This is a genomic window from Streptosporangium roseum DSM 43021, from assembly GCF_000024865.1.
GTDB classification, from domain to species: domain Bacteria; phylum Actinomycetota; class Actinomycetes; order Streptosporangiales; family Streptosporangiaceae; genus Streptosporangium; species Streptosporangium roseum.
In genome coordinates, this window is record NC_013595.1 from 9,145,563 (window position 1) to 9,160,083 (window position 14,521).

Sequence of the window (14,521 nt, forward strand, 5' to 3'; positions counted from 1 at the left end):
ATATCTTGACCTCCCCTACAACGCGACATATCGTGTCTTGTAGAAGGAGGTCACGAACATGCGGCAGTGGACCATCGAGAAACCCGAGCAACTCACCTTCGACACCGTGAGCAAACTCAACGTCCGGATCGTGGCGGGCAGGCTGGCGGTGCTGGCCAGCGACGGCCCGCCCACCCTTGAGGTCGCCGACATCGGCACCCCGCCACTGATCGTCACCCACGAGGACGACGGCACGCTCACCGTCACATACAAGGACCTGACCTGGGACGGACTGCTCGGCTGGCTGCGCCCCGGACGTCGCGAGACCACGCTGACGCTGACCGTGCCGAAGGACTGCCCGGTCAACGCGGGAGTGGTCTCCGCCTCGGCCGTCGTCGCCGGTTTCGAGAGCCGCACCTCGGTCAAGAGCGTCTCCGGTGAGATCGTGCTCGACGGGGTGAGCGGCGAGATCCACGCCGACACCGTCTCCGGCGACGTGGAGAGCCGCGGCCTGGTCGGCGACCTGTCCTTCAAGAGCGTCTCGGGCGAACTGACCGTGGCCCAGGGCACGCCCCGCCGGCTCCGCGCCACCACCGTCTCCGGCCGGATCACCGCCGATCTGGAGCTCCCGCCGACCGGTCACGTGACGATGAACAGCGTCTCGGGCGAGATCATGCTCCGGCTGCCGCGCGGGGTCGAGACCGATGTCACGATCCGCTCCACCTCCGGCAGGCTCGACACCGCCTTCGCCGAGCTCCGCCGCTCCAACCAGCCCGGCGCCAGGACGCTGACCGGCCGGATCGGCGGCGGCATGGCGTCCCTGTCGGCGACCACCGTCTCGGCGGACGTCACTCTTCTGAAGGGAGAGCAGGCATGAGTCCGGTCTTCGGCCACGGACGGCTCCGGCTCTATCTCCTCAAACTGCTGGAGGAGAGCCCCCGCCACGGCTACGAGGTGATCCGGCTGCTCCAGGACCGCTTCCTCGGCGTCTACTCGCCCTCACCCGGCACGATCTATCCGCGCCTGGCCCGGCTGGAGGAGGAGGGCCTGGTCACCCACGAGGTCCTGGACGGCAAGAAGGTCTTCACCATCACCGACCGGGGCCGCGACGAGCTGAACACCCGCCTCGACGAGCTCGCCGACCTGGAGCAGGAGATCTCCGACTCCGTCCGCGACATCGCCCGCGAGGTCAAGGAGGACGTGCGCGACACGGTCAAGTCACTGCGCGAGGAGCTCACCCAGATGGCGCGCGACGTGCGCCAGGGCTCCAAGCAGGAGCAGAGCCAGGCCAGGCACGAGCAGCGCGAGGCCTGGCGGGAGCAGAAGGCCGAGTGGCAACGCCAGAAGCAGGAATGGCAGCGGCAGAAGCAGGAGTGGCAGCGCCAGAGCCACGAGTGGAAGCACGACTGGAAGCGCATCTGGGCCGACAGCTTCACCGGGCACGGATCGCGTGACAGGGACGCCCGGCTCGGCCAGATGCTGGCCGAATTCGTCGAGGAGCTCCGCACGGACGCGGCGGGCGCGCAGGTGACCGAGGAGACCCTGGCCACCGCGCAGGACGCGCTCTACGACGCCGCCCGGCGCATCCGAGACGCGCTCCGATGATCCTGCTGTACGGCCCGCGCCCGCCCCTCCTGCTTTCGGGGCTCCCGCCCCGTACGCCCGGGCCGGCCGTACCCCGGCGGTCAGGCGACGCGCATGGCGCGGACGAGACGCTCCTGGGCCCGTGCGACCTGCCTGGCCCGGTAGGCGATCGGCATGTATCTGGCCCGCTCGGGCAGGTGCGGCACGGTCGCCGCGACCGCCCGGCCGAGCCGGCGCAGCCGCACCTCGTCGCGCGCGGTCCACGGCAGCCCCAGCTTCCGGCGCACGGCGGGCGGCAGCGTGCCGACCGTGACGAAGTGGTTGACCCGGCCTGAGGTGAGTCCGAGCGGACCCCACAGCCCTCGCAGCGGCGCGGGCATGATCGGCGGAGGCCCCACGGTGAGCGCGGTGCGCAGCACGTCGTGGGCCGTCGGATGGCTCTCCAGGGTGGTGTCGACCATGTCGTGGAAGTAGCGCCAGTAGTCGTCGACGGTGGCGGGGAACATCCGCTCGGGGACCCGCAGGATCCGGCCGAGATGGATGATCTCCTCATACAGGCGTCGCTCCTCCTGCGGGGAGTAGGGCTGCCCGAAGTACTTCGCCATGGTGACGGCCCGCTCGAAGGCGGTCAGGTGCACCCAGGCGTACGGCTCGGCGCTCAGCGCGTGATAGCTCCGCCCCTGGGCGTCGACTCCCTTGATGTCCTTGTGCATCTCCCGCAGGCGCCTGCCCTCCCGGATCGCCTCCGGCCCGCCGTACACCCAGGTCTGCAGCGAGGTGAGCGAGCGGGTCAGCCGCCCCCAGGGGTCGGTCCGGTAGACCGATTGATCACCGACGGCGGCGCCGATGGCCGGGTGCATGACCTGCATGACGAGAGCGCCGCCGAGCAGGAGCATCAGCCGCTGGTCCCCCATGCCCTCCCAGAGCAGAGCGCCGGGGCCGAAGGGTTCGGGATCGAGTTCGGGGCGCGCGGTCGCGTCGGTCATGCCGGGCCTCCCGGGGAATGTGTCGCTCACAGGTGTTCATCCCCCGGCAGGCACAGAAGTAACTCATCACTTACATACGTGACCCGGATCACATCGGCGTGCGGTCACGCCCGCCCGGCCACCGGCCCCGCATGCCCGGCTCAGCCCGCGCCGGTGAAGACGATCTTCCCGAACACGTCGCCCTCGTGCATGGCCGCGAACCCCTCGCGGGCCCCGGTCAGCGGGAGCGTCCGGTCGATCACCGGCCGGGCGCCGGTCTGCTCCAGGAACCGGGCGAGCCGGGCCAGCTGGTCGCGGGTGCCCATGGTCGAGCCGACCACCGAAAGCTGCAGGAAGAAGACCCGGTTCAGGTCCGCCGGGGGGACGGCGCCGCTGGTCGCCCCGGAGACCACGATCCGGCCGCCGGGGCGCAGCGCCTTCAGCGAGTGGTCCCAGGTCGCCTGGCCGACGGTCTCCATCACCGCGTCGACCCGCTCGGGCAGCCGGGCGCCGTTCTCGAAGACCTGGTCGGCGCCGAGGCCGAGCGCCCGCGCCCGCTTCTCCTCCGACCGGCTGGTGGCCCAGACCCGGTAGCCGCCCGCCCGGCCCAGCGTGATCAGCGCGGTGGCCACGCCGCCCCCGGCGCCCTGGACCAGCACGGTCGAGCCCGGCTCCAGATCGGCCTTGTCGAACAGCATCCGGTAGGCGGTCAGCCACGCGGTGGGCAGGCAGGCCGCCTCCTCGAAAGTGAGCGCGGCGGGCTTGGGCACCAGGTTGCGCCGGGGCACGGCCACCCGCTCGGCGAAGGTGCCGTCGTACTGCTCCGACAGCAGGGACCGCTTCGGGTCGAGCGTCTCGTCGGCTCCGCTGCCGATCACCGAGTGCACGATGACCTCGTTGCCGTCCTCGTCGACTCCGGCGGCGTCGCCGCCGAGCACGATCGGCAGCCGGTCCTGGCGGATGCCGACGCCTTTGAGCGTCCACAGGTCGTGGTGGTTGAGCGAGGCGGCCCGCACCGTGACGGTGGTCCAGCCGTCGGGTACTTCGGGTTCGGGGCGCTCTCCGAGCGTGAGCCCGGCGAGCGGGTTGTCGGGATCGGTCTGTGTGGCGGTTACGGCGAACATGGCCGCACCCTACGCCCCCGCCCCCCACCTGCCCCGTCACGGATCGGGATCGCCGGTGTCACCAGGTCGCGACGTTCACCGGCCCGTCGGCGCGCAGGCGGATCTTCCTGCCGACGAGCTCCCGGGACTCGGCCTCGGCGATCAGGCCGGGGTCGCGGAGGTGGGCGTGCGCCCGGCCTCCGCCCGGCAGGTCGGCGACGACGACGCCGCGCTCGGCCGCGCCGTCCCTGCCGTGCGCGACGGTGTACCCGGCGACGGTGGCGGGCCCCTCGTATCCGGCCACGATCGGCACCGGCTCGGCGGTGTACACCGGCTCACCGTCGCCGAGCGCGCCACCCGGCTCGGTGGACCAGATCGCGTAGGTGTGCTTGGTCAGGTGCATGCCGACCCCGGTGACCAGGCCGTGACCCGGCTCCGCGCGCAGGCGTCCGGCCATCGCCGCGGTGGAGTGCAGGACGTAGTCGCTGGCCGGCCCGCCCGCGTACGGCAGGCCGCCGGTGACCGTCAGCCCCCGGCCGTCGAGCGGGTCGAGTCCCATGGCGGCGCAGGCCGAGCGCAGCGCGATCGCGAAGCAGCTGTAGACGTCCAGCGCGCCGAGGTCGTCGAGACCGACCCCCGCCCGCGCGAAGGCCCGCCGGGCCGCGGCCGCCATGGCCGGGGAGGAGCCCGGCTCCGGCCGGGCCGCGACCTCCCAGGTGTCCTCGGCGTACGCCCATCCCCGCAGGTAGACGCGCTTGTCCCGGGGGACGCCGAGCCGGTCGGCGAGCCCGGTGGCGACCAGGATCACGGCGGCGGCCTGGTCCACCTCCAGCACCGCGACGGTGCGCCTGGTGTACGGCCAGCCGACGAGGCGGTTGTCCTCCGAGGGGACGACCAGCTCCCGCGGCGTCCGGACCTCCCGGTGCCAGGCGTGCGGGTTGGCCGCGGCGACCCGCGTCATCGGGGCCATCATCCGGCCCCGGTGGGCCGACTCCTCCTCAAGGGACTCGTGGCTCGCCGCCCGCCGGGCGGTTTCCATGATCGCGTAGGTGTGGACCGGCAGGAACAGCTCGTGGGCCAGCTCGTCCGGGTGCGGGGGACGCTCCCATCCGTAGGGCGGCTTGGGAACGGCCGGGTGGCTCCACGCCACCCGCTCCCCCGCCTTCCGGAGGGCCCTGCGCGTGGCCAGCGCCTCCGCCCCGGCGACCAGCGCGGCGTCCATCTCTCCCGCAGCGATCCGGCCGGCCGCCTCACCGATCAGCAGCTGCGGGGCGGTGCCGCTCACCCTGGAGTAGGCCCGGTGCCGGGGTTCGGCGGCCAGGCGCTCGGCGAGCCTGGCCGCCGGGTCGTCGTACTGCCAGGAATCGGCGTAGACGACCTGGATCGAGTCGAGGCGCTCCAGCACACCGGGCGCCCCGGCGTCGGCGGCGGCTTCACGGGCGACCAGCTCCCACAGATCCAGCGGTTCCGGCCCCGGCTGCGCGCGGACCGTGTGCTGGGCGACACCGATGAGGCAGGGAGTTCGGGGATCTACGCTCATGCGGACATCCAACCAGAACGATGTTCGGTTTAATAGTCCGGAGGTGTCCGAGTTACTCCAGAAACCGTCGGCGAGCATTGTTGCCGATGGTGTCCGGGGTGCCGGCCGGACAGGCTCGCATGCCCGTCCACCTGCAGAAATACCTACCGGTTAAATTATAACTAATTGCTATTTAAATAACGAGATCGCATCGAAGGGAACCATTTCAGACTTTTTCCCGTCAATTCCTCGCCGACTTCTTGATCCATTCAGTAACGTTCCGATCGTTTTCCTGGCAGGGGATGTCCCGTCCCCCGCCGAGAACGGAAGGAGCTCCATTGAATTCCCGAGCACGGCGCCTCACGATCCCCCTCACCGGCGTTCTCATGATCGCCGGAGTGATCGGCGCCACCACCCGTGCCGACGCCGGTACGGCCCCCAGCGACGTGGTCAGTTCGGCCGCCTCGGAGACGGCCGGCGAGGCCACCGCCTTCTGGTCGCCGGAGCGGATGCGCAAGGCCACCGACGCGTCCGACGACCTCGACCTCAGCGTCAAGGGCGGCAAGGCCTCCAGCGCCGCCGGCCCCGACGGGCGGGCGGGAGCGGTCCCGCCGATCGGCGGGGAGGGCACCCGGTCGATCAAGAGCAAGCAGGTCAACCTGCCCAACACCGTCGGCCGCGTCTTCTTCACCCTGCCCGGCGCCAACCCCCTGGACCCGGGGAGCTGGAAGTACTGCTCCGGCACCTCCGTCCAGAGCAAGTACCGCAACCTGGTCGCCACCTCGGCCCACTGCGTCTACGACGTGAAGACCAACCGGTTCTACGACAACTGGATCTTCATCCCGTCCTACTGGGACGGCAACCAGGCGTGGGACGGCAAGAACCCCTACGGCATCTACGCGGCCAAGTGGTTCAACGCCCACGACGACTTCGTGGTGAAGGAGGACTACGACTTCGACTACGCCTTCGTCAACGTCCACTCCGGGTTCAAGGTGAACTGGGAGAAGGGCACCGACGGCACGTGGAAGCCGGTCGTCAAGGACGTCGGCCGGCTCGGCGACAACGTCGGCGGCCAGGGCTTCGCCTGGAACCAGAAGGTCAAGAACAAGGTCTTCTCCTTCGGCTACCCGGCCGGCCTGCACCCCGACGGGGACAAGCCCTTCACCGGCCGCACCATGAAGTGGTGCTTCGGCACGACCGGCGCCATGCCTGCCGCTCCGAAGTACAACCTCCAGGAGCACGTCGGCTTCAAGTGCGCCTTCACCGCGGGCGCCAGCGGCGGCCCGTGGCTGCTGAAGTACAAGAGCTCCACGCGGACCGGCTACCTGAACGGCGTCAACAGCGTCGCCTGGGACACCGACAAGAACGACCGCTACGACAGGATCTCCTCGCCGTACTTCAACGGGGACACCTACCAGGTCTACAAGGTCGCGGCCAACCGCTGGACCAAGTAGCCGCACCTCACGGCCGGCCGTGAGGCCATGCGGCCGGCCCGGCGCGACGAGGGGCCCGGTCTTCGGACCGGGCCCCTCCACGCCACCGCGCCCACGGAGCCCGCCGGCTCCTACAAGAAGATCGGGCCGGTCGCGCCGGCCAGCGAGCAGGAATTACCGAAGGTCTGCCGGTAATGGATGGTCCGCCCGTTCCAGACGCCGTCCGCCGCCACCGTGACCGGTTCGTAACTCATCGTGCACATCAGGTTCGGCAACGGCCTGAGCCGGGCGAAGTCGCCCCCCACCCGGGCCAGGGACTCACACGCCGCGACCGGCGAGGAGTGCGTGCCGTACGGCGGGTCGCACACGAGCAGGATGTGGCGGGCCTCCGCGGTCACGCTCTCCCCCTGCGCGACGCTCAGCACGAACGCCCTCGTGCTGCCGGGCGGCAGCAGCTGCGCGATCGGCCTGACCGGTACGGGCAGCCCCGGGCCGGGCCAGTTGGAGCCGGGCCAGCTCGGACCGTGCCAGGTCGGGGCGGGCCACTGCGGAGCGGACCAGTGGGGACGTGGGATCGGACGCGGTGGAATCGGGCGTGGCGGGACCGGGCGTGGCGGGACCGGCCTGCTCGGACCCGAAGCGCCGGGGCCGGGCCCGATCGGACCCGGACCACCAGGAATCGGCCGGTTCGGGCCGGGAGCACCGGCGCCGGGCCAGTTCGGACCGGGAGCACCGGGGCCGCCAGGACCGGGCCAGTTCGGACCCGGACCGCCGGGGCCGGGCCTGCCCGGACCGCTCCACGACGAGGCCGGGTGCCCGACGGACAGACCGGGCCCGTTCGGCAACGGCGGCGGCGCGGCGGCCGCCGTACTGGAGAACACGAAGAGCCCTGCGGTAGCCGCGTACAAGAGTCGTCGCATGAAATCCCCCGATTCCACAGGTGACGGAGTGCCCGCTCAGCCTCCCTCACCCGCACCGCCCCGACAACGACCGACTCCCACGTTTTCGCAGGTCATGGACTTGTAATGCCCCTGGGCGCAGATCCGGTCAAGCATGGGTAGATCAGACGCGGATCTTGAAAGTTCGGTTCCACGGTTTTGGTAACAAACCCATATCGGTCCGGCCCTCTGCCCGATTTGTAGCACTTTAACCGTTCTTTGCCTAGTACGGTCTCCTCTTGTCTCTTTACGCATGCATGGGCCGTCCCGAGCGGCCCGTGACAAAGAAGGAGCTAGATTGAACACCCGAGCCAAGCGCCTGGTCCTCCCCCTCGGTGGTGCCCTCGTGGCCACCACCATGATCGGCGCCCCCCTCGCAAGCGCTGCCCAGGCCGCGCCCGCGCCCGACGTCAAGTCGTCGTCGCTCACCTCGTCCGGCAACGCGAAGGCCATCGCGGGCTACTGGACCTCCTCCAAGCTCAAGTCGGCGAAGAGCTACATCTCCGACTCCACCGTCTCCGCCAAGCTGACGAAGACCGGCGCCGCCAAGGCCGCCGCCGACGGCAAGCCCGGCACCATCGCCCCCACCGGTGAGGGCGGCAAGTCCGCGGGCAAGTCGAAGAACCTGAACCTGCCGATCACCGTGGGCAAGGTCTTCTTCGTTGACGGCAAGGGCCAGGAGCGCTGGTGCTCCGGCACCTCGGTGCAGTCGAAGTACCGCAACCTGGTCGCCACGGCGGGCCACTGCGTGTACGACACCGACACGAACAAGCCGTTCGACAACTTCGTGTTCATCCCCGGCTACTACCAGGGCAAGGCTCCCTGGGGCATCTACGTCGGCGCCAAGGTCAACACCCACGACGACTTCACCGTCTTCGAGGACTACGACTACGACTACGCCTTCGTCAACGTCTATGACGGCGTCAAGCAGCAGGCGGAGAAGGAGGTCGACTACAAGACCTACAAGGCGCACATCGACAAGGGCGGTGTGGGCCGCGAGGACGCCAAGACCGTCGACTTCGAGACCTACGACAGGTGGACCCAGAAGGGCGGCCTCGGCAAGGTCGAGAACGTCTCCTCCGAGGACGAGGTCGGCCCGCAGTTCAAGGGTGCCCTCGCCGTCGCGTCCGAGATCGACAAGTGGGCCTGGGAGAAGGTCGACGGCGACGTCTACGGGCTGAAGGACGACAAGGTCACCCTCAAGGGCAAGACGCTGGACCAGGAGGCGTGGCCCAAGAGCGGCTCCAAGCTGGAGAGCCGCGTCGAGCCCGTCACCAAGTCCGAGTACGACGCCTACAAGGGCTCGGGCTACAAGAAGATCGACGCCAAGGGCAACTACACCATCACCCACTACTACGTGGTGAAGTACATCAAGAAGACCGCGTCCGTGAAGTACGTGATCTTCCGTCACTACATCACCACCGTGGCCTCCGCCGGCCGTCTCGGGGACAACGTCGGCGGCCAGGGCTTCACCTGGAACCAGAAGCTGGGCAAGAAGGTCTTCACCTTCGGCTACCCGACCGCCGCCCACCCGGACGGCAACAAGCCCTACTCCGGGCACACCATGAAGTGGTGCTACGGCACCACCAGCGCCGCCCCCGTCGTCCCGGCGTACAAGGCCGAGGAGCACCAGGCGATCAAGTGCGCCTTCACCCCGGGGGCCAGCGGCGGCCCGTTCCTGCTGCAGTACAAGAGCAGCAAGCGGACCGGCTACCTCAACGGCGTCGTGAGCCTGACGGTCGACAGCGACAAGAACAACCGCTACGACCGGGTCACCACCCCGTACTTCAACGGTGAGACCTACGGCATCTACAAGCACGCCGCCAACCTCTGGACCGGGAAGCTCCCCGGCTAGGACGCGGTCGTCGTGAGCGTGGAAGGGCCGCCGGCACAGGGCTCTTCCACGCTTTGACGGAGTGCTTATGCCTCGCAGGACAAACTTCATCAGGTAACGGTGTTAAAGCAGATCAAGCTCCCCGACTGCCTAAAACTAAGTTGATCTGGAAAAATCACTCCTTGCAGTCCTCATTCAGCCCCTGATCCCCCGAAAGAAACGGCCTTCATGTCCCCCCGCGCACGGCGGTTCGCGACCACACTCGGCGCCCTCGTCGCCAGTGGTGTGCTCGCCATGTCCGCGTTCGCCGGGGGCGCGAGCGCCGACGGCACCTACAACACGACGGTTCCCGGGAGCATCACCTCCATCACGCTCACCAAGACGAGCGCGGACATGAAGCGGATCGCGGAGTACTGGAGCCCGGCCAGGATCAAGCAGGCGCAGGACGGCACGCCGGCGACGCCCGAGATCAAGCCCAGCAGCGGCGCCACCACCGCGACACCCGCCGCCCCCTCCACAGGGAGCGCCACCGCGACCACCGCCGCGGCGAGCGGTGAGACCACGACCACGACAGCGAACGCGACGACCTACTACAGCAGTGGCTCGACCTCGCCGATCGTCAGGCCCACCCTCCCGAAGAAGTCCTCCCCGGCCACCGTCAAATCCCCCGTGACCGTGGGCAAGGTGTTCTTCCGGATCGGGGACAGGGACTTCTGGTGCTCCGCCTCGTCGGTGGCCTCCAAGAGCCGCAGCCTGGTCGCCACGGCCGGGCACTGCGCCTACGACGCCAAGCAGGGCAGGCACGCCGACTACTGGATCTTCATCCCGGGCTACGACAAGGGTGAGACCCCCTACGGGGTCTACGTCGGACACTCCCTCAACCTGCACGAGAGCTTCGTCGGCCTCGGCGACTACGACTACGACTACGCCTTCGTCAACGTGCACGACGGGTTCGTCTGGAAGCCGGGCAAGAGCCCGAACACCTACGAGATGGAACCCGTGGGAAAGCTGGAGGACAACGTCGGCGGACAGGGCCTGGTGGTCAAGCGCGGCGTCGGCCAGGCCGCCCTCGCCTTCGGCTACCCCGCCGCCCCCCAGATCGACGGCAGCAGGCCGTACGACGGCCAGAAGCTGAGGTGGTGCAGCGGCCGCACCACCAGGAGGACCGCCCCCACCTATCTGGTGGAGCTGGGCATCGCGCTCAAGTGCGGATTCACCGGCGGGGCGAGCGGCGGCCCGTGGCTGGTCGACTACAACAGCGCCACCGGTCTCGGCTACCTCAACGGCGTCAACAGCTTCGCCTGGGACGTCAACACCGACCGCAAGTTCGACCTCATCTCCTCGCCGTACTTCATCGCCTCGACCTACAACATCTACCGGTGGGCTGACAGCCAGCACGCGAGCTGACCTTTAGTCACCTTATGGGCACCTTAAATGGACCTTAAGGGAGCCTTAGATCAGCATTTGCCCAGTAGCGCCCTACATAGGTTTGTTGTTTGTCGTCCCGCAGTTTCCAGGGTTTCTGGAGACGTTGCAGCGCAAGGAGCAAGTCTTTGAAGCACTCTCTTCTTCCCCTCGGTGGCGCCGCACTCGCCACCGGCCTGCTGGCCGCCGGCCTGAGCGGCACCGCCCAGGCCAGGCCTGACTGGGCAACCGACCAGCTGGCCGGCAGCAACGCGTCGGCCCTGTCCGTGGCCAGGTTCTGGGCCGCCTCCAACTACGTGGCCCTGAAGAAGGCCACCGCCTACTCCCCCGAGGCGGCGACCCCCCGGCTGAGCGCCGGCGGCGGCTACTCCCCCGACGGGCGGCCCGGCACCATCGCCCCCATCGGCGCGGAGAACCCCACCCCGTCGCTCGTCAAGAACGTCAACCTGCCCAAGACCATCGGCAAGGTGTTCTTCGTCGCCAACGGCCAGTTCAAGTGGTGCTCAGCCACTTCGATCCAGTCGAAGTACCGCAACCTGGTCGCCACAGCGGGCCACTGCGTCTACGACACCGCCAACAACGGCCAGACCCTCGACAGGTGGGTCTTCGTCCCGGGTTACTACCAGGGCAAGGCGCCGTGGGGCATCTACGTCGGCAAGCAGGCGTGGACGCACTACGACTTCGACGTCTACGAGGACTACGACAAGGACTACGCCTTCGTCACGGTCTACAACGGCATCGGTTTCGACCGCGGCCTCAAGGACGTCGGCCGTCTCGGTGACAACGTCGGCGGCCAGGGCTTCACCTGGAACCAGTCGACCGGCAAGCCGGTCTACGCCTTCGGCTACCCCTCCGCCCCGCACCCCGACGGCGACAAGCCCTACAGCGGCGTGACGCCCAAGTACCAGTACGGCAAGCCGTCCGGCAAGGTCTACGTCTCCGCGGCCGAGAAGGTCGAGGAGCACGTCGGGCTCAAGGCCGCGTTCACCCCGGGCGCCGACGGCGGCCCGTGGCTGACGCAGTACAGCAGCAGCAGGCGCCTGGGCTACGTCAACGGCGTCACGAGCCTCTTCGGCGACCAGGACAAGAACAACCGCTACGACCTCATCACCTCGCCGTACTTCGACGGCGAGACCGCGGACATCTACAAGAAGGCCGCCAACGTGTGGTCCGGCTCGATCGTCCGCAAGTAAGCCCTCCGGGCCCTCACAGGGGGTCAGGACGCTCATCTCCACCCGCGGGACCCGGCGCATGCGCCGGGTCCCGCACCCGTTTCCCGGCCCGTACGGCTTCTCCCGGGGCTCGCGGCCTCGCAGGCCGGTACGGCCTCGCCCGTTGGGCTCCCAGGGCTCCCGCCGCCCCCGGCTCACGGCTCCAGGGCTCTCCTGAGTCCCCGATCCCGGGGTTCCCCGGCTCCCGCCGCCCCCGAATCCGGTTCCCTGAGGGCTTGCCGGCCCCCGAATAAAGGCTCCGGGGCCCTTGCACGCCCCCGGATCCCGGTTCCCAGGCCCTTGCGCGTCCAGATTTCCGGCCCCCCGAGGGCTCAACGACTCCCGAATCGGGGTTCCCGCGCCCTTGCGCGTCTCGATTCCGGCCCCCGAGAGCTCGCCGGCCCCCCGATTTCAGGCTTCCCGGGCTCTCCCGAGTCCCCGGATCCGGGTTCCCAGGCCCTTGCACGGCCCGATTCCGGCCCCCTGAGGGCTTGCCGGCCCTCGATCCGGAGGTTTTCAGGGGCTCTCAGGCCTGATTTTCAGCCTTCCGAGGGCTCCGGAGGTCCCGGATCGTGCGCGTTAGACGTGACTATCGCCAAATCGGTGCCATCGAACTCATGTGATCTGCGTCACATCATCATCGTGACTGAACGTATCGGAGCACTCACGCCACATCGGTCACATTCGCAACAGGATCATGTCTATCTGCGGAAACGCATCACATCACCCGCAGTCGCAACAACCGCTCCACAGCCGTTCAAACATCACAGAACGATCTCGGCCGGGCGCTTGGGGTTCTTACCCCTCAAAGCGGCTTCCGATCCTCAAGATCAGCCCTGTATGTTCTGGCTATCCCTTTACTGACGCATGGGACGCAAGAAGCGTTCCACATCAGACCAAGGAGTTACCCCTTGAAGCGCATCCTCCTCCCCGCCGGCGGCGCCATCCTCGCCACCGGCATGCTGGCCGCCGGTCTGGCCGGTACCGCCAACGCCAACCCGGACTGGGCCTACGACACGATGGCCAAGGACGCTCCGTCCGCCGTCGAGGTCGCCAAGTTCTGGCTCGCGGCCAACGAGCACACCAACAACCTCGCCAAGGCCGTCCCCTACACCTGGGAGACCAAGGCGACGCCGAAGCTGAACGCGGGCGGCGGCTACACCCCCGACGGTAAGCCCGGCACCATCGCCCCCATCGGCGAGGAGAAGAAGACCGCGGCGAAGATCAAGAACATCAACCTGCCGCGCACCATCGGCAAGGTGTTCTTCGTCGACTCCGAGGGTGGCCTGAAGTGGTGCTCCGCCACTTCGATCCAGTCGAAGTACCGCAACCTGGTTGCGACCGCGGGTCACTGCGTCTACGACGACAAGAAGAACGCCAGCGTCATGGACAAGTGGGTCTTCGTCCCCGCTTACTACCAGGGCAAGACCCCTTACGGCATCTTCGTCGGCAAGCAGGCCTACACCCACTACGACTACAGCGTCTACAACGACCGCGACCGCGACTACGCGTTCGTGACCGTTTACAACGGTGTGCAGATCGGTGGCGGCACCCCCAAGGTTGTCAACAAGGCTGCCTACGACGCTTTCGCCGGCGCCAAGTTCAGCAAGGACACCGCGATCACCGCGGAGGAGTACCAGAAGACGGTCGACCTCCACGGCGGCGAGACCTCCGACGCGTGGGCCAAGGCCGAGACCATCAAGGACCCGGTCGGCTCCAACTACCCCGGCGCCGTCCTGGCTCTGCAGGAAGTCAGCAAGGACGTCTACGACAAGGCCCCGACGGGCCAGGGCGTCAGCGGCGCCAAGGCCATCTGGGCGAGCGGCAAGCCCACCTACGTCACCAAGTCGGAGTACGAGGCCTACACCGGCCCGGGCTACCGCAAGATTGACGAGAAGGGCAACTTCACCATCACCAAGTACTTCCTCAAGTACTGGGTGAAGAAGACCGACGTCAAGTCGTACTACAAGACGACCTTCTACGTCGTCGACGGCTTCATCCAGGACACCGGCTCCCTCGGCAACGCCGTTGGTGGCCAGGGCTTCACCTGGAACCAGAAGACCGGCCAGACGGTGTTCGCGTTCGGCTACCCGGCCGACGCTCACCCCGACGGCAACAAGGCCTACACCGGCGTTACGCCGAAGTGGACCTACGGCAAGACCTCGGGCAAGGTGTACGTCTCCGCCGCGGAGAAGGTTGAGGAGCACGTTGGCCTCAAGTCCTCCTTCACCCCCGGCGCCGACGGTGGCCCGTGGCTCGTCAAGTACAGCAACGCCAAGCGTCTCGGCTACGTCAACGGCGTGACCAGCCTCTTCGGCGACCAGGACAAGAACAACCGCTACGACCTCATCACCTCGCCGTACTTCGACGGTGAGACCGCCACCATCTACAACAAGGCGGCCGCTGTGTGGTCCGGCTCGATCGTCAAGTAGTCCTGACGATCACCTGAGTCCGGGGGTCCAAACCTCGTACTCACCCTGCTTCACCCGAGGGGCCCGGCATCTGCCGGGCCCCTCGGCCTTTTGCGCGG

The 14,521-nt window shown here is 68.3% G+C and carries 11 protein-coding genes; 7 read left to right on the plus strand and 4 right to left on the minus strand.

Going from position 1 to position 14,521, the window contains the following annotated elements; translation table 11 throughout:
- Nucleotides 1-58 precede the first annotated feature (58 nt).
- A complete protein-coding gene (locus SROS_RS39980; protein ID WP_012894663.1) occupies nucleotides 59-856 on the plus strand; it encodes a DUF4097 family beta strand repeat-containing protein in 798 nt (265 codons plus the stop codon).
- Nucleotides 853-1,584, plus strand: coding sequence for a PadR family transcriptional regulator (locus SROS_RS39985; RefSeq protein WP_012894664.1), 732 nt, complete (start codon nucleotides 853-855; stop codon nucleotides 1,582-1,584). The genes SROS_RS39980 and SROS_RS39985 overlap by 4 nt, the downstream gene beginning before the upstream one ends.
- A gap of 80 nt (nucleotides 1,585-1,664) precedes the next feature.
- On the opposite strand, the gene SROS_RS39990 is transcribed toward SROS_RS39985, so the two are convergent.
- The 3 genes from SROS_RS39990 to SROS_RS40000 all read right to left on the minus strand — a co-directional run bounded on the left by SROS_RS39990 (nucleotide 1,665) and on the right by SROS_RS40000 (nucleotide 5,171).
- Nucleotides 1,665-2,549, minus strand: a complete 885-nt coding sequence (locus SROS_RS39990) for an oxygenase MpaB family protein (RefSeq protein ID WP_012894665.1) — start codon at nucleotides 2,547-2,549, stop codon at nucleotides 1,665-1,667.
- 140 nt (nucleotides 2,550-2,689) lie between these two features.
- Nucleotides 2,690-3,652, minus strand: coding sequence for a zinc-binding dehydrogenase (locus SROS_RS39995; protein WP_012894666.1), 963 nt, complete (start codon nucleotides 3,650-3,652; stop codon nucleotides 2,690-2,692).
- A gap of 58 nt (nucleotides 3,653-3,710) precedes the next feature.
- Nucleotides 3,711-5,171 (minus strand): acetyl-CoA acetyltransferase, encoded by a 1,461-nt coding sequence (locus tag SROS_RS40000; protein WP_012894667.1) that lies wholly within the window; start codon nucleotides 5,169-5,171, stop codon nucleotides 3,711-3,713.
- A 317-nt stretch (nucleotides 5,172-5,488) separates the two neighbouring features.
- Here SROS_RS40000 and SROS_RS40005 point away from each other — a divergent pair, with 317 nt between their 5' ends.
- A complete protein-coding gene (locus tag SROS_RS40005; protein ID WP_012894668.1) occupies nucleotides 5,489-6,604 on the plus strand; it encodes a trypsin-like serine peptidase in 1,116 nt (371 codons plus the stop codon).
- A 110-nt stretch (nucleotides 6,605-6,714) separates the two neighbouring features.
- Here SROS_RS40005 and SROS_RS51480 read toward each other — a convergent pair whose 3' ends face one another.
- Nucleotides 6,715-7,008, minus strand: coding sequence for an SSI family serine proteinase inhibitor (locus SROS_RS51480; RefSeq protein ID WP_012894669.1), 294 nt, complete (start codon nucleotides 7,006-7,008; stop codon nucleotides 6,715-6,717).
- A gap of 811 nt (nucleotides 7,009-7,819) precedes the next feature.
- On the opposite strand from SROS_RS51480, the gene SROS_RS40015 reads away from it, so the two are divergent.
- From SROS_RS40015 to SROS_RS40030, 4 genes are all read left to right on the plus strand, one after another.
- Nucleotides 7,820-9,376: a trypsin-like serine peptidase gene (locus tag SROS_RS40015; RefSeq protein ID WP_012894670.1), complete on the plus strand. Its 1,557-nt coding sequence runs from the start codon at nucleotides 7,820-7,822 to the stop codon at nucleotides 9,374-9,376.
- A gap of 207 nt (nucleotides 9,377-9,583) precedes the next feature.
- The gene (locus tag SROS_RS46640) at nucleotides 9,584-10,762 is read left to right on the plus strand and encodes a trypsin-like serine peptidase (RefSeq protein WP_012894671.1); all 1,179 of its coding nucleotides are present in this window, start codon (nucleotides 9,584-9,586) and stop codon (nucleotides 10,760-10,762) included.
- A 146-nt stretch (nucleotides 10,763-10,908) separates the two neighbouring features.
- Entirely contained in the window at nucleotides 10,909-11,973 is a 1,065-nt protein-coding gene (locus SROS_RS40025; protein ID WP_012894672.1) for a trypsin-like serine peptidase, read from the plus strand.
- Between the two features lie 929 nt (nucleotides 11,974-12,902).
- On the plus strand, nucleotides 12,903-14,423 hold the full coding sequence (locus SROS_RS40030) for a trypsin-like serine peptidase (protein WP_012894673.1): 1,521 nt from the start codon (nucleotides 12,903-12,905) through the stop codon (nucleotides 14,421-14,423).
- The last annotated feature ends 98 nt before the right edge of the window (nucleotides 14,424-14,521 follow it).

Excerpts from the sequence above, each read along its gene's own strand:
- SROS_RS39980 (WP_012894663.1), top strand. The coding sequence starts at position 59 with ATGCGGCAGTGGACCATCGAGAAACCCGAGCAACTCACCTTCGACACC.
- SROS_RS39985 (WP_012894664.1), top strand. The coding sequence starts at position 853 with ATGAGTCCGGTCTTCGGCCACGGACGGCTCCGGCTCTATCTCCTCAAA.
- SROS_RS39990 (WP_012894665.1), bottom strand. The coding sequence starts at position 2,549 with ATGACCGACGCGACCGCGCGCCCCGAACTCGATCCCGAACCCTTCGGC.
- SROS_RS39995 (WP_012894666.1), bottom strand. The coding sequence starts at position 3,652 with ATGTTCGCCGTAACCGCCACACAGACCGATCCCGACAACCCGCTCGCC.
- SROS_RS40000 (WP_012894667.1), bottom strand. The coding sequence starts at position 5,171 with ATGAGCGTAGATCCCCGAACTCCCTGCCTCATCGGTGTCGCCCAGCAC.
- SROS_RS46640 (WP_012894671.1), top strand. The coding sequence starts at position 9,584 with ATGTCCCCCCGCGCACGGCGGTTCGCGACCACACTCGGCGCCCTCGTC.